Raw genomic sequence first — 17,558 nt, 5'->3', positions numbered from 1 at the left:
GACCTCGGTGCATCGCTGGTCGAGCTTGGCGAGACCTGGTTTCGACAAGCTCAACCAGCGGCTCAGAGCGCGTCGATGGCGGCGTTCAAGGTGGCCGACGGACGCATCACGGCACTCGCCAGCGCGTCGTCGGGACGGTAGTAGCCGCCCAGCTCGGCCGGCGAGCCCTGCACGGCCAGCAACTCGGCGTTGATCGTCGACTCCTGCTCGCGCAGCGTCGCCGCCAGGGGAGCGAATCGGGCCGCCAAGTCGGCGTCGTCGGTCTGCTTGGCCAGTTCTTCGGCCCAGTACAGCGCCAGGTAGAAGTGGCTGCCGCGGTTGTCGATGGTGCCCAGCCGCCGGCCCGGCGACCTGTTCTCGTTCAAGAACGTGCCGGTGCCGCGATCGAGGGTCTCGCCGAGCACCCTGGCCGAGGTGTTGCCGGTGGCCTGCGCGTACTTGGCGAAGCTCTCGGCCAGCGCCAGAAACTCGCCCAGGCTGTCCCAGCGCAGATAGTTCTCTTTGACCAGCTGCTGCACGTGCTTGGGTGCCGAGCCGCCCGCGCCGGTTTCGAACAGGCCGCCGCCGTTGATCAGCGGCACCACCGACAGCATCTTGGCCGAGGTGCCGAGTTCGAGAATCGGGAACAGGTCGGTGTTGTAGTCGCGCAGCACGTTGCCGGTGACCGAGATGGTGTTGAGCCCCTGCCGAATGCGCTCCACCGACACCTTCGTCGCCTCAACCGGAGACATGATCGAGATGTCGAGCCCGGTCGTGTCGCCCACCAGGTCGGCGTCGGCCAGGTACGTCTCGACCTTTCCGATCAGGGTGCGGTCGTGGGCGCGGCTCTCGTCCAGCCAGAAGATGGCCGGGTCACCCGTGGCACGCGCGCGGCTGACGGCGAGCTTCACCCAGTCGCGAATCGGCACGTCCTTGGTCTGGCAGGCCCGCCAGATGTCGCTCGCCTCGACCTGGTGCTCGATCAGCGCGTCACCGGCGCGGTTGACCACCCGGACGGTGCCCGACTGGCCGATCTCGAACGTCTTGTCGTGCGACCCGTACTCTTCGGCGGCCTGCGCCATCAGCCCGACGTTGGGCACCGAGCCCATGGTCGCCGGATCGTAGGCGCCGTTGGCGCGGCAGTCGTCGATGGTGGCCTGGTAGATGCCGGCGTACGACGAGTCGGGAATCACTGCCAGGGTGTCGGCCTCGGCGCCGTCGGGGCCCCACATGTGGCCACCGATGCGGATCATCGCCGGCATGGACGCGTCCACGATCACGTCGGACGGCACGTGCAGATTGGTGATGCCGCGATCGGAATCGACCATCGCCAGCGCCGGGCCGGCGGCCAGTTCGGCGTCGAACGACGCCTTGATGTCGGCGCCGTTCGGCAGGGCGTCCAAGCCGGCCAGAATGCCACCGAGACCGTTGTTGGGGCTCAGCCCGGCGGCGGCGAGGTCGTCGCCGTACTCGACGAACGTGTTGGGAAAGAACGCCCGCACGACATGGCCGAAGATGATCGGGTCGGACACCTTCATCATGGTGGCCTTCAGATGCACCGAGAACAGCACACCCTCGGCCTTGGCGCGCTCGATCTGCTCGGCCAGGAAGCGATCGAGGGCCGCCACGTGCATGACGGTGCCGTCGACGACCTCGCCGGCCAGCACGGGGGTCGACGGCTTGAGCACGACCACCTCACCGCCGTCGGCGGGCACGAGTTCGATGCGCAGGTCGTCGTCGGCCTCGATCACCACCGACTTCTCGTTGTGCCGAAAGTCGTCGGCGCTCATCGTTGCCACGTTGGTCTTGGAGTCGGCGTTCCAGGCGCCCATCGAGTGCGGGTGCTGGCGGGCGTAGTTCTTCACCGACTCGGGCGCGCGCCGGTCGGAGTTGCCCTCGCGCAGCACCGGGTTGACCGCGCTGCCCTTCACCTTGTCGTAGCGCGCCTTGACGTCGGCCTCGGCGTCGTCGGCGGGGTTGTCGGGGTAGTCGGGCAGGTCGTAGCCCTTGCCCTGCAGTTCGGCGATGGCCGCCTTGAGCTGCGGCATCGACGCGCTCACGTTGGGCAGCTTGATGATGTTGGCCTCGGGGGTCTTGGCCAGTTCGCCGAGCTCGGCCAAGGCGTTCGGTAGTTGCTGCTCGTCGGTGAGCCGCTCGGGGAACAGCGCGATGATGCGGCCCGCCAGCGATATGTCGCGGGTCTGCACGTCGACCCCGGCTGCGCCCGCGTAAGCCTGGACGATCGGCAGAAACGAGTAGGTCGCCAGCAGCGGCGCCTCGTCGGTGTGCGTGTAGATGATCGAGCTCATCGTGACCCTTCGGTGCCTGGCGGTGACTGGGACGTCAGGAGACTACCAATCCCAGGCCGGTGGGTTCGGGTGTCCCGGCGGACGCTCCCTTTCGTCATCCCGGCGGACGCCGGGATCTCACAACCGCACCCGACGGCGCCGTGCGGGCAGAGATTCCGGCTTCCGCCGGAATGACGAGGGGCGGGCCATGATCTCGACAGGCGATCGGCGCTGTCTTTGATCAGCCCACGTACACCGTGACCCCACGGACGCCGGTGCCCGCGTTGGGCGAATCGGCCGCCAGTTGCGACCAGGCGTGCTGCAACTGCGCGTTCAGAAACCGGGTATCGCTGGAGTGCGAGGCGGTGAGCTTCAGCCGGGCGACGTCCACCAGGTCGAACGCCGAGCGCACCTCGAACGCGGTGCCGCCGTGGTCGGCGGTGAAGCCGGTCAGGTCGAGCACCACGTGGTCGACCTCGGTGAGCAGCCGCTGCACCGCTCGCTTCCAGTAGCTGCCGTGGCACAGCAACTCGCCCGCCGGGTAGCCGTCGGGACCCTCGACGGGCTGCGACGCGGCCAGAAACTCGTCGAGTTCGGCGTCGTTGTCGATGAACACCGACAGGTCGCCGACTCGTCCGCTCCAGGTCTTGAGTTCGTCGGCGCTCACCTGGTCGGCGCTGCGCAGGTAATGGACCACCCCGTGCCGCCGCCAGCGCTCCACGAACCGGTTGGTGCCGGCGAGGTTGTCGAACAGCCGCAGGTAGAGAATGCGGCCGACCGACCCGCGGCCCGGCGCGGGCCGCAGCGGGCCGGCGAACTCGATGTGCAGCGTGGGCACCTGCGCCGCCCTTGCGCCGGCACTGAGGGCCACCTCGGCCGGACCGGACGACGACAACCGCTCCACCTTCGCCGCGCGGCGGGCGACGGCCAGCCCTTTGCTGCTGCGGTAGATCGCCCAACACCCGCTGACCGCGAGCAGCCAGGCGTAGCCGATCGCGTCGTCCGAGGCATGGAAGGGCAGCCGGTTGAACGCGGCGCCGACGGCGAACCCGAACGAGCCCAGAGTGAGCAGCACGGCACCGACCATGGCGCCGATCGCCGTGGTGACGCTGACCCGAGTGCCGGTGATCAGGTGTGAGCCGAGCGGCGGCACGTCCGCGGCCCGGGCGGGGTCGTCGAGCTGGCGTTCCCAGCGCCGAGCGGTCAGGTAGCGCCCAGTCACCCGGGCCAGTTGCAGCAGGGCGCTGAGGACGTGCCACCCCGGTATCGCGATCAGCACCGCCATGGCCGGCAACTGCCACGGTTGGATGTCTCGCTGCCGCAGCCCCAGAGAGCGCAGAAACCGCACGGCGTCGTCTGCATAGGTGGTCACCACCCAGTAGACGGCGACCGAGACCACCGCGAGCGCGACGGCGCGCAGCGTCGCCGAGCGAACCTCTGGCGCCAGCGGGCGTGGATCCTCACGGGTGAGCGTCATGAACCTCCGATCGGGTGATGTCACACCGAGGAGCCGTGAGGTGGGCCGTTTGATGCGGGCGGCGTCCGGCGGAATCGTCCCACGGGCTTGGCCGGTCGGGCTAGCCATGCCGCAGCCGATGTCAAGAATTCTTGACATCGCACGGAGTGACGCCTACCCTCGACGTGTAAAGAATCTTTGACACGGAGGATCGCGTGGGCTACATCGAACGGGTTACCTGGTCGCAGGTGATCGTGAGCGCACCGGTGGGCATCGCCTACTTCTTGATCGTGCTGCCACAACTGGCCGGCACGTCGCCCGACGACATCGACTGGATCACGCCGATGCTGTGGTCGATCGGCGTCGGCATCGTGGCGTCCATCGCCCTCAGCATCGTTTGGGGCATCGTCGCCGGCCGGGGTGACCGTGACGCCCACCTCAAAGACCAGCGTGATCGTGAGATCGAGCACTTCGGCGACCGGGTGGGGCAGAGCTTTCTGACCATCGGCGGCATCGCCGCGTTGATTCTGGCGATGGTCGACGCGGCCCACTTCTGGATCGGAGTGACCCTGTTCACGGGCTTCTTTCTCTCGGCGTTCGTCGGCGGACTCGCCCGGCTGGGTGCCTATCGCGCCGGGTTTCAGTGATGGTGCGACCCACCCGCGTGATCAACCACATTCGCACCCTGCGTGAAGCGGCTGGACGCACTCAGGCCGACCTGGCCGCCAGCGTCGGCGTCACCCGGCAGACCCTGATCGCCATCGAACAGGGGCGCTACTCGCCCACGCTCGAACTTGCGTTTCAGCTGGCCAACGCCCTCGATCGTCCACTCACCGACGTTTTCGCCTACCCGGAGGAACCATGACCACAACGACCACGATGATCGCCTGGACCCAGGCCGCCTACGGCGGCCCTGAGACCGTCACCCGCAACGAGTTGCCGGTCATCGAACCAGGCCCGGGCCAGATTCTCATCGACGTGGCTGCCACCGCGCTCAACTCGGCCGACGTGCGGCTGATGCGCGGGGAGCCGCTGCTGGTGCGGCTGGGTTTCGGGTTGAGCCGGCCCAAGCAGCCCGTGCAGGGCCGTGACGTCGCCGGCCGGGTGACGGCTCTGGGCGATGGAGTGACCGGGCTGAGCCTCGGCGACCGCGTCGCCGGCGAGTTGGACGGCGGCGGGCTCGCCCAGGCCGTGCTGACCGAGGCGGCCAAGGTGGTGGCGATTCCCGACAACGTCTCGGACGTCGACGCGGCCGCGGTGCCGCTCGCCGGTGGCACCGCCTGGCAGGCGCTGGAGGCCGCGGCGGTTTCGGCGGACTGCCGGGTGCTGATCCTCGGCGCCGGGGGAGGGGTCGGCACGTTCGCGGTGCAACTGGCGAAGCTGCGCGGCGCCCGGGTGCACGCGCTCAGTCGTCCCGAGGCGTTCGACGCGCTCACCCGGCTGGGTGCCGACGAGGTGAGCGATCGGGCAGAGTTGGGCACGCTGCCGCGCGACCACTACGACGTGATCATCGACCTCGGCGGCGTGGCCCCGCTTCGTAGCCTGCTGCAACTGTTGCGCGACGGTGGCCGGCTCGTGTCGGTGGCCGGCGGCGAGGCCCACGTGTTCGGCCCGCTGGGGCGCATGCTGCGCGGGGTGGTGTTGTCGATCGGACGATCGCGAAAGTTCGTGCCCCTGATGGCGACGGCCAAGCCCGAGATCACCCGATCACTGCTCGAACTCGTGGCCTCGGGCCGGCTCACGCCGTTGGTGGCGGCCACGCTGCCACTGGCGCAGGCTCCGCAGGCGCTGGCGCTGGTTGATCGTGGCGGCCAGATCGGCAAGGTGGTGGTCGCCGTGGACCGCGGTGTTCCCCCGTCGTCCCGGGCTTGACCCGGGACCTGACCACAGCGGAACGCATGAAGGAGATCCGGCGTTCGCCGGGATGACGGCGTCGCTGCTTGTGGCTACCGGTCGATGGTGCTCAGGTCGCCATACCGGTCACCGACCACGGCGCCGCGCGGCACGGCGTCGGCCAACGCGCGCAGGTCGGCCGCACTGAGTCGCACCTGCAGGGCGCCGACGTTCTCTTCCAGGTACGTCACCCGACGGGTGCCGGGAATCGGCACCACGTCGTCACCCTGGGCCAGCACCCAGGCCAGCGCGAGTTGGCCGGGGGTGCAGCCGTGGGCATCGGCCAGGCCGCGGATGGCGTCCACCAGCTTCAGGTTGGCCTCGAGCGCTTCCCCCTGGAACCGCGGAAAGTAGGCGGTGGCACGGCTGTCTCCGGCCGGTGGCTCTTCAGTGATCGAGCCGGTCAGCAGGCCGCGGCCCAGCGGCGAGTACGGCACCAGGCCGATGCCCAACTCGCGAAGCACCGGCAGGATCTCGTCCTCCAGGTCGCGGGTGAACAGCGAGTACTCGGTCTGCAGCGCGGTGATCGGGTGCACCGCGTACGCACGGCGGATCGTCTCGGGTGACGCCTCAGACAACCCGATGAAGCGCACCTTTCCGGCCTCGACTAGCTCTTTCATCGCTCCGATGGTCTCTTCGATCGGCACCGTGAAGTCGACCCGATGCTGGTAATAGAGGTCGATGTGGTCGACGCCGAGCCGTTGCAGCGAGGCGTCGCAGGCGCTGTGCACGCACTCGGGCCGTCCGTTCACGCCCAGCCGGGCGCCGTCGTCACCGCGTTGGTTGCCGAACTTGGTGGCCAGTTGCACCTCGTCGCGCCGGCCGCGGATCGCCTCGCCGACCAGTTTCTCGTTGATGAACGGGCCGTCCATGTCGGCGGTGTCGAGAAAGGTGACGCCCAGGTCGAGGGCTCGGTGAATGGTGGCCAGGCCGCCGGCGTGGTCGGGAGTGCCGTAGAACTCCGACATGCCCATGCAGCCCAGCCCGAGGGTAGAGACGGTGAGGGCGGCGTCGCCGGTGCCGAGCACGCGGGTGGGGATCTGTTCGCTCATGGGTTCAGCAAACCCCTTGGAGTGCATTCCAGGTCATGTCGGACGCGTCCCGGGTCAATGGCGAGGGGTGTCGCAATCGAGCCGGCGCCTCCGTGGCTCGCCAGATGATGGTGCGGGCGTCTTCGTGGTTTCAGGTTGCCAGGTGTCGGCCGGAGTGCCCTCGGTGGGGAGCCGCGATCTCGAGATTGCTGCACGATGTCACCCGGGCCGAAGGGTGTCGTGTTGCAGGGCGAAAGTGTGCAGCCACGGCGAAAGCCTGCCGAGATCTCGAGATCGCCCGTCAGCCCGGCAGCACCTGAACGCCTGTGGCGCTGGATCATCGGCGGCTGGCGACGCGGCCGAACTCACCGGACGGCTCGAACCCACCAAATCGTGTCAGTGGCGACGCTTAGGGTCTGCCCATGATCGACACCCTCGCCGTGCACGGCTATCGCTCCCTGCGCGATGTGGTGCTGCCGCTGGCAGAGCTCACTACGGTCACCGGGGCCAACGGCTCGGGCAAGTCGAACCTGTACCGCGCGTTCCATCTGCTGGCCGACACCGCCACCGGACGCCTGATCGGCTCACTCGCAGCGGCCGGCGGGCTCAGTTCGGTGCTGTGGGCCGGGCCAGAACAGATCACCGGGGCGATGCGGCGCGGGGAAGTGCCGATTCAGGGCACCGGACGGCGGCTGGCGCCCGTCAGCCTGCAACTGGGGTTCACCGCCGACGAGTTCGGGTACCTGATCGACCTCGGTCTACCGGTGCCGCAACAGCAGGGCCAGACGATGTTCGGCCGCGACCCGATCATCAAGCGCGAGCTGATCTGGGCGGGTCCGGTGCTACGCCCGGCAGCGACGCTGCTCAAGCGGACGGCCCGTGGCTTCGACAACGTCGGTTTGCCGCCCTGGGCGTCGGTGCTCGACGAGTTCGCCGATCCGGTGAACCGGCCCGAGGTGGCCGCGATCAGGGCCGTCGTGCGCGGCTGGAGGTTTTACGACAGCTTTCGCGTCGACCCCGACGCGCCCGCCCGGCAGCCCCAGGTGGGCACGCGCACCGAGGTGCTCGCCGGCGACGGGCACGACCTGGCCGCCACCGTGGCGACCATTCTCGAATCGGCCTGGGCCGGGCCGCTGCAGGCGGCCGTCGCCGACGCCTTCGACGGCAGCGGCGTCACGGTTGCCGACCACGACGGACGGTTCGAGGTGGCCCTCACCCAACGCGGCCTGTTGCGTCCGCTGTCGGCCCGCGAACTCTCCGACGGCACGCTGCGCTATCTGCTGCTGGCCGCGGCGCTGTTCAGCCCACGACCCCCGAGCCTGATGGTGCTGAACGAGCCCGAGACGTCCCTGCACCCCGACGTGCTGCCCGCCCTGGGCCGGCTGATGATCGCCGCCGCCAAGCGCTGCCAACTCGTGGTGGTGACCCATTCGGCGGTGCTGGTCGGCTCCCTGGTCGAGGCGGGTGCGCTGCACCATGAACTGGTCAAGCCGCACGGCGAAACCGAGGTAACCGATCAGGGACTGCTGACCCGCCCGACGTGGCAGTGGGGCAGCCGCTGACTGCTCGCGATAGCCTCGCCGGGTGAGCGAGTTTCCTCCCGTCAGCTACGTGATGCCGGTGCTGAACGAAGAGGGCTACCTGGCCGACGCGGTGGCGGCGGTGCTGTCGCAGAGCTACCCGGCCGAGGCCGAACTGGTCATCGCGCTCGGAGCGTCCACCGACCGCACCACCGAGATCGCCCACGAACTCGCCGCCGCCGACGACCGTGTGCGGCTGGTCGGCAACCCGGCCAACGACATTCCGGTGGGGCTGAATCTGGCCATCGCCGCCAGCCGGCACCCCATCGTGGTGCGGGTCGACGCGCACGCCGAACTGCCCGAGAACTACACCCTCACCATGGTCGGCCTGCTCAACCAGACCGGCGCGGTGAACGTCGGCGGCGTGATGCACGCCAAGGGCCGCACGCCCTTTCAGTCGGCGGTCGCCCGCGCGTACAACTCGCCGTGGGGGCTCGGCGGGGGCCAGTACCACGGGGCGAAGCAGGCGGGGCCGTCCGATTCGGCCTACCTGGGGGTGTTTCGGCGCGAGGTGCTCGAGCAGGTGGGCGGCTACGACGAGACGCTGCGCCGGGCTGAGGACTGGGAACTCAACTCGCGCATTCTCGCCGCCGGGCACCTGATCTGGTACACCCCCGATGTCGCCGTCACCTACTGGCCGCGGGCGAAGCCGGCCACCCTGCGCCGGCAGATGTTCGCCACCGGGGTGTGGCGGGGGCACCTGATTCGCGAGCAGCGCCGCACGCCGCTGAAGTACCTGCCGCCGCCGCTGGTGGTGGTGGCACTGGGCGCCTCGGCCGTGGTGACCGTGGCGCAACTGAACGGGCTGCTGCCCGGACGGCTCGGACGCACCGCAAGCGTCGTGCACGCAGCACCGCTGGCTTACGCGGCCGGCCTGGGGTGGGTGTCGGCCAAGTCGCTGGGTGCTGCAAACCTGCGTGAGTGGGCGCTGAACGTGGCGGTGCTCGGCATCATGCACCTGTCGTGGGGGGCGGGGTTCATTCGAGGCCTGCTGACCGGGGCCGAAACCACAGTCGACACCTCGCGGCTCACCAAGTCGAAGGCGTGATCGTCGACGACCGGCTGCCAGCAGGCAGGCTGGTCAGCCCGGGTGGCAACTCAACAGGCTCGACCCACGAGGTGGGTCTCGACAGGCTCAACCAACAGCACACCCTCGACCACCGACTAACGGCTGGTGAGCTCCAGCAAGTAGCCGGCTACCCGCTTGGCGCTGCGTCCGTCGGTGTGCCGGTGGGCCAGAGCCGCCACCTTGGCGGTGTGCGCCAATGCCCGATCCTTGACCGCCGTGTTGTTGTCGAGCCGCTCCAGGGCGTCGAGCACGCCGTCCCAGTTCTGCTGCCAGCGGCCGCCGGTGACCTGCGCGTAGTCGAGGTACAGCCCGCGGGTGGCGCCGTAGTGCTCCAGGTCGGGCGCCAGAAACACCATCGGCCCGCCGGTCACCGCGAAGTCGAACAGCACTGAGGAGTAGTCGGTCACCAGGGCGTCCACTCCCCACAGCAGCGGCATCGATTCGGGCAGCAGCGACGGAGGAATCAGGTGCACATGCCGTGACGCATGGGTGTACGAACCCACACCCAGCGGGTGCGGCCGAATCAGCAGCACGCTGTCGGTGCCGGCGCACCACGAGTCGATGCGACGCCACTGCTGCTCAGTCGGAACCCCCGGGTCGGGTTCGCCGTCGCGCCACGTGGGGGCGTACAGAATCGCCCGGCGCCCGGCCAGGCCGGGGACGGCCCGCTCGAGCAGTTCGCGCGCCGCGGCCCGGCGTCCGGCCGGGCTGCCGCGGAACAGCACGTCGGTGCGTGGTTCGCCGAGCACCCGCACCTGCTGTGGGGTCAGGTCGAACGCGCTGCACATGGACGGCACGAACTCGTCAGCCGCCACCGGCAGCAGGCTGATCCGCCGGGTGCCCATGCGATAGGCCCGCCGCATCAGCCCACCGGCCGCGGGGACTCGGCTCAAGGGGCCGAGCGACAACGCGGCGGGGGAGTCGGCGTGCAGCTTCTTCAGCGGCGAGCCGTGCCACAACTGAGCGATGGTCGCACCGCCGACCGCGTAACGGTTCACGTCGCCGAACCCGTGGGTGATGGTGACCACCCGGGCGGTGGCCGTGACCTCGAAGCCATCGCGGCTGTCTTTGGCCGCCCATTCGATGCCCAGCGAGCGGGCCCGCCGTGCCTGCTGCTCGTTGCCCACCAGCCACACCAGGCGCAGCGACGGGTCGAGGCGCCGGGCCGCCCGCAACAGCGCCAGGGCGCCGTCGGCCAGGCCGAACGCGCTGCCGAACGCCCACAGGTGCGCGTCGCGATTGCGAAACCGGGTGCGCAGCCCGCCGGTGGCATAGCGCGGCACCGCGGCGAGCTTCGCGGCATTGCCCTTCGCGAAGGTGAACGGCCCGGGAACGGTCGCTGACACGGCCGTCACTGTACCCACCCGTCACCCGGTTCGCGTCTGCCCTGCGCGGCTGCGACGGGTGTGGGTACACGTCCGCGTGCGCCGATAAGCTGTGCCGGTGATCGAGGCGAGCCGATGAACGCAGTCGTCAGCAACATTCTGCTGATCCTGGTGTTCATCATCATCGGAGGGGTCTTCGCGGCCGCTGAAATGGCTCTGGTGTCGCTGCGCGAAAGCCAGGTCAAGCAGCTGTCGACCCGCGGCACCAGGGGCAAGACGGTGGCCGGTCTGGCTGCGAACCCCAACCGCTTTCTGTCGGCGGTGCAGATCGGCGTCACCCTGTCGGGCTTCCTGTCCGCTGCGTTCGGCGGGGCGACCCTCGAAGAGCCGCTGTCTGCGGTGCTGATGGGCTGGGGCGTGCCCGAGGGGTGGGCCGGGCCGATCTCGCTCATCGTGATCACCATCGTGATCAGCTACTTCTCGATCGTGATCGGCGAACTCACCGCCAAGCGGCTGGCCATGCAGAGCGCCGAGAGCTTCGCCATGGCGCTGGCGCCGCTGGTGAACGCGATCGCCACCGTCACCCGTCCGGTGATCTGGTTTCTCGGCGTGTCGACCAACGGGTTGGTGCGAGTGCTGGGCGGTGACCCCAGGGCCGGCCGCGAAGAGGTCACCGACGAAGAGCTGCGAGCGATGGTCACCTCATCGAGCACCCTGGGCGACGAGGAACGTCAGATCGTCGACGAGGTGTTCGCCGCCGGCCAGGTGAGCCTGCGCGAGGCGATGGTGCCGCGCACCGAAGTCGATTTTCTGTCGGGTGACATGCCTGCTTACAAGGCCATTCGCGCTTTTCAGGATTCACCGCACAGCCGCTACCCGGTGATCGGCGAAGACGTCGACGACGTGCTCGGCTTCGTGCACGTTCGCGACCTGTTCGACCTCGACCCCACGGCGCGCAACGCACCCGTTCGGCAACTCGTGCGGCCGGTTGAGTCGCTGCCGCACACGATGAAGATCCTGCGGGCGCTGTCAGAACTGCGTGCCGCCAACGCCCACCTGGTGATCGTGCGCGACGAGTACGGTGGCACGGCGGGCATCGTCACCATGGAAGACCTCGTCGAAGAGCTGGTCGGCGACATCTCCGACGAGTTCGACCGGCCGACCGAGGCGCCGGTCATGTCGCCGTCCAGTTCTGAGGTGGACGGGCTCGAAACCATCGAAGAGTTCGGCGAGACCAACGGCTACGTACTACCCGAGGGTCCCTACGACACCGTCGCGGGGTTCGTGATGGCGCATCTGGGTCACCTGCCCGAGCTGGGCGATTCGGTCGAGGTGCTGCTCGACCCGGTGGAGATGGGCGAGGCCGAACCCGAAACCTTCGAGTTCACGGTCACCGAACTCGACGGACGGCGCGCGGCCCGCATCAAGGTGCGCCGACTCGGTACCACGCCTGAACCGGGCGCCGATGACCGATCATGACCCCGACGGCTCGCAGCTCCTCACCTCGACCGAGGTGGGGGAGTTGCTGGGTGCCGCCGTGGAGCATGCCGGGGGCCGGCTGATCGGCTGGGCGCTCGACCATGTGGACGCCAACCCCAACCAGTCCACCACCGCCACCTACTCGGCAACGGTGGCCTGGCCCTACGGCGAACGTGACGAGCTGCTGGGGGTGAGCGCCCGCGCGTCCGGCCCCGCGGCCTCAGACACCAAGGCCGAGATCTTCGCCGACGGTGAGCGCGAGGTCGCGGTGTGGATCTACCCCAACGACCCCGACCTGCCCGGCCTGGCCCGCGCCGCCTACACCGAGCAGATGGCCGGCATTCTCACCGAACACGACGTACTGGGCCGGCCGGTGGCCGCCCACGAGGTGTCGCTGCGCATGATCGGCTACCGTCCCCGGCGCCGGGCTGTGCTGCGGGTCGACGTCGAGCCCGAACCGGTGGTGCTCTACTGCAAGGTGCTGCGCGAGCGGCTGTTCGGTGACGTGGTGCGGCGGCACGAACTGCTGCTGGCCGCCGGGGTACCGGCCCCTCGCATCGCGGCGACCACCGACGACGCGCTGCTGCTGCTGCACAACCTCGACGGACGCCCCCTGGCCAAGGCGGTGTTCGACGAGACCGACCCCTGCACGGCCGAAGACCTGATTCACCTGCTCGACGCGATGCCGATGAGCGTGACCAAGCTCGAACGCCGTCCGCCCTGGACCGACGCGGTGCAGCACTACTCCCAGATGGTCGCCGCCGCCGTGCCCAGCGCCACCGACAAACTGGCCTGGCTCACCGACCAGATCGCCGAGGGCCTGGCGTCGGTGCCGCTGGGCAACGACCCGACGCACGGCGACTTTCACGAGGGTCAGGTGCATGTGTCGGGCGGACGCATCGTCGGCATTCTCGACGTCGACACCGTCGGCCCCGGACGGCGGGCCGATGACCTGGCCTGCCTGATCGCGCACCTGTCGACCATTCAACGCATGAATCCGGCGCAAGAGGCCAAGGTGCACCGGCTGATTCGCACCTGGGTGCCGGTGTTCGACACCAGGGTCGACCCGCTGGAACTGCGGCTGCGGGCCGCGGCGGTGATCATCTCGCTGGCGACGGGACCTTTTCGCGGTCAGGAGCCCGAGTGGGAGTGGGAGACGCTGCGCATGATCGCCTCGGCGGAAGCACTGGTGCGTCAGGTCGGCTGACCCCGCCACGTCATCCCGGGCTTGCCCCGGGATCTCGAACGTGAACCATCTGGGGACGTGCGTTTGGAGATCCCGGCGTCCGCCGGGACGACGTGAACGTGTCGACCGACGAAAATCCCAGTCCGCGAGACGGCGTCGCCCGCCGAACTACGCATTATGCGTAAGCGCAGCGCGAACCAAGGGCCGCGTTCTAGGCTGATCGGCATGACCGATTCCCCGCTCACGCTGGCCGGCGATTTCACCGCGCCGAGCCGCCAGGACTGGGAGACCGAGGTCCTCAAGGTGCTGAACCGGCGCCGTCCAGAGGGCAAGGAACTCTCGATCGAGCAAGCGATGAAGCGACTCACCACGACCACCGTGGACGAGCTCGTCATCGACCCCCTATATACGAAGACTGATGAGCAGCCCGATCTTGGGCACCCCGGCGTGATGCCGTTCACCCGCGGCACCTCGCTGCGCACCGGCACCATTCACGCCTGGGACGTAACCCAGCTGCACGAAGACGGCGACGTCGCCTTCAGCAACACGGCGGTGCTCGACGACCTTCAGCGCGGCGCGATCTCGCTGTGGTTGCGGGTCGACCCCGACGCCATCGCCGCGGCCGATGTGGCCGCCGTGCTCGCCGGCGTGATGCCCGAACTGGCCCGCCTGCGGGTCAGCAGCCGCACCGACCAAGCTGCCGCCGCCGACGCGCTCGCGAACGTCTGGCGCGCCAGCGGAAAGTCGTCCGAAGTCGGCGGCAGCCTGGGCCTGGACGCCATCGGCCACGCGGCCCTCAGCGGCGAGGCGCCCGACTTCGGGCCGCAGCGCGCGTGGGTGGCCACCGCGCTGGCCGAGTTTCCCAAAGCCCGCGCCATCGCCGTCGACACCCTGGTCTACGACGACGCCGGCGCCGGGGACGTCGACGTGCTCGCCTTCGCCGTCGCGACCGGCGTGGAGTACCTGCGCGACCTCGAAGCGGCCGGCATCGACGCCGAGTCGGTGTTCAGCCAGATCGCGTTCCGGGTGCCGACCAACGCCGACCAGTTCATGACCATCGCCCGGCTGCGCGCACTGCGCCGCCTGTGGGCGCGGGTCGGCGAGGTGGCCGGCGTGCCCGCCGCCAAGCGGGGTGCGATTCAGCTGGCCGTCACGTCGCGGCGCATGATCACCCGCGACGACCCGTTCGTGAACCTGCTGCGCGGCACCATCGCCACCTTCGCCGCCGCCGTCGGCGGAGCCGAGTCGATCACCGTGCTGCCGCACGACACCGCGTGGGGCCTGCCGACGCCGTTCTCGCGGCGCATGGCCCGCAACCTGCAGTTGCTGGCGGCCGAGGAGTCGAACCTGGGTCGGGTGGCCGACCCGGCCGGTGGCTCGTGGTACGTCGAGAGCCTCACCGACCAGTTGGCCGCCAAGGCGTGGGCGCGGTTCCAGCAGCTCGAAGCCGCGGGCGGCATGGCGCAGGCGTTGGCCGACGGGTTGGTCGCCCAGTGGCTCGACGAGACCACCGCGGCCCGCGCCGTCCGGCTGGCGAATCGGCGTCAGCCGATCACCGGGGTGTCGATGTTCCCCGGCAGCAACGAGCAGCCGTTGGACGTCCGGCCCCGGCCCGAGGCGCCCGCCAACGGCGGCCTGCAGGCCCACCGCGACAGCGAGGTGTTCGAGGCGTTGCGCGACCGGGTGGCAACGGCGGACCCGAAGCCGGTGGTGTTCATGGCCTGCCTGGGTGCCCGGCGCGACTTCGGCCCGCGTGAGCAGTTCACCTCGAACGTGCTGCTGGTGGCCGGCATCGATCATCCGCAGAGCGAGGGCGGCACGGCTGACGAGATCGTGCAGCAGGTGCAGGCCGCGGGCGCGCGCACGGTGGTGCTGTGCAGTTCGGCCAAGGTGTACGCCAAGCAGGCGATCGAGGTCGCAACGGCCCTGAAGGGCGCCGGTGTGCGCACCGTGCTGATCGCCGGACGCAGTAAAGAGACCGGATCCGACGACGCCGCGAGCGTGATCGACGGCGAGATCTACGACGGCATGGACGTGGCCGGCTTCCTGGCCGGCACGCTCGACGAGTTGGGAGTAGCCAAGTGAGTGTTCCGCGCTTCGACAGCGTCGAACTGGGCGAGGACCGGCCCCCCGCCGACTCGGCCCAGCAGTGGGAGGAGCTGATCGATCAGGTGCCCTCGTACAGCAAGGGCTGGCAGACCCCCGAGCACATTCTGGTACCGCCGGTCTACGCCGACGAGGCCTACGCCGGGCTCGACTTCCTGGGCACCTACCCCGGCATTCCGCCGTTCCTGCGGGGCCCGTACGCCACCATGTACGTCAACCAGCCCTGGACGATTCGCCAGTACGCCGGCTTCTCGACCGCCGAGGAGTCCAACGCCTTCTACCGGCGCAACCTGGCGGCCGGGCAGAAGGGCCTGTCGATCGCGTTCGACCTGGCCACCCACCGCGGCTACGACTCCGACCACCCGCGGGTCACCGGTGACGTCGGCATGGCCGGCGTTGCGGTCGATTCGATTCTCGACATGCGGCAACTGTTCGAGGGCATTCCGCTCGACCAGATGTCGGTGTCGATGACCATGAACGGCGCGGTGCTGCCGATTCTCGCGCTCTACGTGGTGGCCGCCGAAGAACAGGGAGTGGCGCCCGCGCAGCTGGCCGGAACCATTCAGAACGACATTCTGAAAGAGTTCATGGTTCGCAACACCTACATCTACCCGCCGGCGCCGTCGATGCGCATCATCAGCGACATCTTCGCCTACACCAGCGCGAACATGCCCAAGTTCAACTCGATCTCGATCTCGGGCTACCACATGCAAGAGGCCGGGGCGACCGCCGACATCGAGATGGCCTACACGCTGGCCGACGGCGTCGAGTACATCCGCGCCGGGGAATCGGTCGGGCTGAAGGTCGACCAGTTCGCGCCGCGGTTGTCGTTCTTCTGGGCCGTGGGCATGAACTTCTTCATGGAGGTGGCCAAGTTCCGCGCCGCGCGGCTGCTGTGGGCACGGCTCGTCCGGCAGTTCGGGCCGACGAATCCCAAGTCGATGAGCCTGCGGACGCACTCGCAGACGTCCGGCTGGTCGCTGACCGCCCAGGACGTCTTCAACAACGTGGGCCGCACCTGCCTCGAGGCGATGGCGGCCACCCAGGGCCACACCCAGTCGCTGCACACCAACGCGCTCGACGAGGCGATCGCCCTGCCGACCGACTTCTCGGCGCGCATCGCCCGCAACACCCAGCTGTTCATTCAGCAGGAGTCGGGCACCACGCGCACCGTCGACCCGTGGGCCGGTTCGGCGTACGTCGAGCGGCTCACCTACGAGCTGGCCAACAAGGCGTGGGGGCTGATCGAAGAGGTCGAGGCCGCCGGCGGCATGGCCAAGGCGATCGAGGCCGGCATTCCCAAGATGCGCATCGAAGAGGCCGCGGCCCGCACCCAGGCCCGCATCGACTCCGGGCGGCAGCCGCTGATCGGCGTCAACAAATACCTGGTCGAGCACGACGAGCCGCCGGAGGTGCTGAAGGTCGACAACGCCAAGGTGCGCGACGAGCAGATCGCCAAGCTGCAACGGCTGCGCGCCGAACGCGACGAAGCCGTCACCAGGGCGGCCCTTGAGAAGCTCACCTGGGCCGCGGGCAACCCCGACCCGACCGACCCCGACCGCAACCTGCTGCACCTGGCCATCGACGCGGCCCGCAAGTCTGCGTCGGTCGGCGAGATCTCGGACGCGCTGGAGCAGGTCTTCGGCCGCTACACCGCGCAGATCCGTACTATCAGTGGCGTGTATCGCAGCGAGTCGGGCTCGACCCAGGGCGTCGAGAAGGCCCGTGGTCTGGTGGCCGACTTCGAGAAGGTCGAGGGCCGCCGGCCCCGCATTCTGGTGGCCAAGATGGGCCAGGACGGCCACGACCGCGGCCAGAAGGTGATCTCGACCGCGTTCGCCGACCTCGGCTTCGACGTCGACGTCGGCCCGCTGTTCCAGACCCCGGCCGAGGTGGCCAGGCAGGCGGTCGAGGCGGACGTGCACGTGGTCGGGGTGTCGTCGCTGGCGGCGGGGCACCTGACGCTGGTGCCGGCGCTGCGCGCCGAACTCGACGCGCTGGGCCGCGACGACATGATGATCGTGGTCGGCGGTGTGATTCCGGCGCAAGACTTCGACGAGTTGCGGGCCAAGGGTGCCGACGCGATCTACCCGCCGGGCACGGTGATTCCCGAGGCGGCGATCGAGTTGCTGCAACAGCTGCGGGATCGCCTCGAAGACGAGTAGT

General features: G+C 69.3%; 13 protein-coding genes. 9 read left to right on the top strand and 4 right to left on the bottom strand.

Annotated elements, in window-relative coordinates:
* Positions 1 to 62 precede the first annotated feature (62 nt).
* Positions 63 to 2,288, bottom strand: a complete 2,226-nt coding sequence (locus MPLG2_RS10325) for an NADP-dependent isocitrate dehydrogenase (RefSeq protein ID WP_105186048.1) — start codon at positions 2,286 to 2,288, stop codon at positions 63 to 65.
* Positions 2,289 to 2,508: 220 nt separating this feature from the next.
* Positions 2,509 to 3,744 carry a hypothetical protein gene (locus MPLG2_RS10320; RefSeq protein ID WP_105186047.1) on the bottom strand — a complete coding sequence of 412 codons (1,236 nt, stop codon included), beginning with the start codon at positions 3,742 to 3,744 and terminating at the stop codon, positions 2,509 to 2,511.
* Positions 3,745 to 3,938: 194 nt separating this feature from the next.
* On the opposite strand from MPLG2_RS10320, the gene MPLG2_RS10315 reads away from it, so the two are divergent.
* The 3 genes from MPLG2_RS10315 to MPLG2_RS10305 are packed head-to-tail and all read left to right on the top strand — an operon-like array spanning position 3,939 to position 5,595.
* A complete protein-coding gene (locus tag MPLG2_RS10315; RefSeq protein ID WP_105186046.1) occupies positions 3,939 to 4,370 on the top strand; it encodes a hypothetical protein in 432 nt (143 codons plus the stop codon).
* Positions 4,370 to 4,588 (top strand): helix-turn-helix transcriptional regulator, encoded by a 219-nt coding sequence (locus tag MPLG2_RS10310; protein WP_105186045.1) that lies wholly within the window; start codon positions 4,370 to 4,372, stop codon positions 4,586 to 4,588. The genes MPLG2_RS10315 and MPLG2_RS10310 overlap by 1 nt, the downstream gene beginning before the upstream one ends.
* Positions 4,585 to 5,595 (top strand): NAD(P)-dependent alcohol dehydrogenase, encoded by a 1,011-nt coding sequence (locus tag MPLG2_RS10305; RefSeq protein ID WP_105186044.1) that lies wholly within the window; start codon positions 4,585 to 4,587, stop codon positions 5,593 to 5,595. Before MPLG2_RS10310 ends, MPLG2_RS10305 begins: the two co-directional genes overlap by 4 nt.
* Before the next feature lie 74 nt (positions 5,596 to 5,669).
* On the opposite strand, the gene MPLG2_RS10300 is transcribed toward MPLG2_RS10305, so the two are convergent.
* The gene (locus MPLG2_RS10300; protein ID WP_105186043.1) at positions 5,670 to 6,668 is read right to left on the bottom strand and encodes an aldo/keto reductase; all 999 of its coding nucleotides are present in this window, start codon (positions 6,666 to 6,668) and stop codon (positions 5,670 to 5,672) included.
* Between the two features lie 401 nt (positions 6,669 to 7,069).
* Between MPLG2_RS10300 and MPLG2_RS10295 the strand changes: the two genes are divergently transcribed.
* Together MPLG2_RS10295 and MPLG2_RS10290 are read left to right on the top strand one after the other, a co-directional pair.
* Positions 7,070 to 8,209 carry an AAA family ATPase gene (locus tag MPLG2_RS10295; protein ID WP_105186042.1) on the top strand — a complete coding sequence of 380 codons (1,140 nt, stop codon included), beginning with the start codon at positions 7,070 to 7,072 and terminating at the stop codon, positions 8,207 to 8,209.
* 22 nt (positions 8,210 to 8,231) lie between these two features.
* Entirely contained in the window at positions 8,232 to 9,275 is a 1,044-nt protein-coding gene (locus MPLG2_RS10290) for a glycosyltransferase family 2 protein (RefSeq protein WP_231935624.1), read from the top strand.
* A 116-nt stretch (positions 9,276 to 9,391) separates the two neighbouring features.
* Here the strand turns inward: MPLG2_RS10290 and MPLG2_RS10285 are convergent, their stop codons facing one another.
* Complete coding sequence (locus tag MPLG2_RS10285) at positions 9,392 to 10,642, bottom strand: CDP-glycerol glycerophosphotransferase family protein (RefSeq protein ID WP_158681044.1); 1,251 nt, start codon at positions 10,640 to 10,642, stop codon at positions 9,392 to 9,394.
* Positions 10,643 to 10,756: 114 nt separating this feature from the next.
* Here MPLG2_RS10285 and MPLG2_RS10280 point away from each other — a divergent pair, with 114 nt between their 5' ends.
* From MPLG2_RS10280 to scpA, 4 genes are all read left to right on the top strand, one after another.
* Positions 10,757 to 12,100: a hemolysin family protein gene (locus tag MPLG2_RS10280; RefSeq protein WP_105186040.1), complete on the top strand. Its 1,344-nt coding sequence runs from the start codon at positions 10,757 to 10,759 to the stop codon at positions 12,098 to 12,100.
* A complete protein-coding gene (locus tag MPLG2_RS10275; RefSeq protein ID WP_105186039.1) occupies positions 12,087 to 13,307 on the top strand; it encodes a phosphotransferase in 1,221 nt (406 codons plus the stop codon). Before MPLG2_RS10280 ends, MPLG2_RS10275 begins: the two co-directional genes overlap by 14 nt.
* A 204-nt stretch (positions 13,308 to 13,511) precedes the next feature.
* Entirely contained in the window at positions 13,512 to 15,371 is a 1,860-nt protein-coding gene (gene mutA, locus MPLG2_RS10270) for a methylmalonyl-CoA mutase small subunit (protein WP_105186038.1), read from the top strand.
* Positions 15,368 to 17,557 (top strand): methylmalonyl-CoA mutase, encoded by a 2,190-nt coding sequence (gene scpA, locus MPLG2_RS10265; RefSeq protein WP_105186037.1) that lies wholly within the window; start codon positions 15,368 to 15,370, stop codon positions 17,555 to 17,557. Before mutA ends, scpA begins: the two co-directional genes overlap by 4 nt.
* Position 17,558: the final 1 nt, after the last annotated feature.

Origin of the sequence: Micropruina glycogenica, from assembly GCF_900289045.1 — a bacterium.
In the GTDB taxonomy this organism is placed as follows: Bacteria; Actinomycetota; Actinomycetes; order Propionibacteriales; family Propionibacteriaceae; genus Micropruina; species Micropruina glycogenica.
This window is presented reverse-complemented; position numbering and strand designations above follow the sequence as displayed.

Coding starts and splice junctions, on each gene's coding strand:
- MPLG2_RS10325 (WP_105186048.1), bottom strand. CDS start 2,288: ATGAGCTCGATCATCTACACGCACACCGACGAGGCGCCGCTGCTGGCG.
- MPLG2_RS10280 (WP_105186040.1), top strand. CDS start 10,757: ATGAACGCAGTCGTCAGCAACATTCTGCTGATCCTGGTGTTCATCATC.
- MPLG2_RS10295 (WP_105186042.1), top strand. CDS start 7,070: ATGATCGACACCCTCGCCGTGCACGGCTATCGCTCCCTGCGCGATGTG.
- MPLG2_RS10305 (WP_105186044.1), top strand. CDS start 4,585: ATGACCACAACGACCACGATGATCGCCTGGACCCAGGCCGCCTACGGC.
- MPLG2_RS10320 (WP_105186047.1), bottom strand. CDS start 3,744: ATGACGCTCACCCGTGAGGATCCACGCCCGCTGGCGCCAGAGGTTCGC.
- MPLG2_RS10310 (WP_105186045.1), top strand. CDS start 4,370: ATGGTGCGACCCACCCGCGTGATCAACCACATTCGCACCCTGCGTGAA.
- mutA (WP_105186038.1), top strand. CDS start 13,512: ATGACCGATTCCCCGCTCACGCTGGCCGGCGATTTCACCGCGCCGAGC.
- MPLG2_RS10300 (WP_105186043.1), bottom strand. CDS start 6,668: ATGAGCGAACAGATCCCCACCCGCGTGCTCGGCACCGGCGACGCCGCC.
- MPLG2_RS10275 (WP_105186039.1), top strand. CDS start 12,087: ATGACCGATCATGACCCCGACGGCTCGCAGCTCCTCACCTCGACCGAG.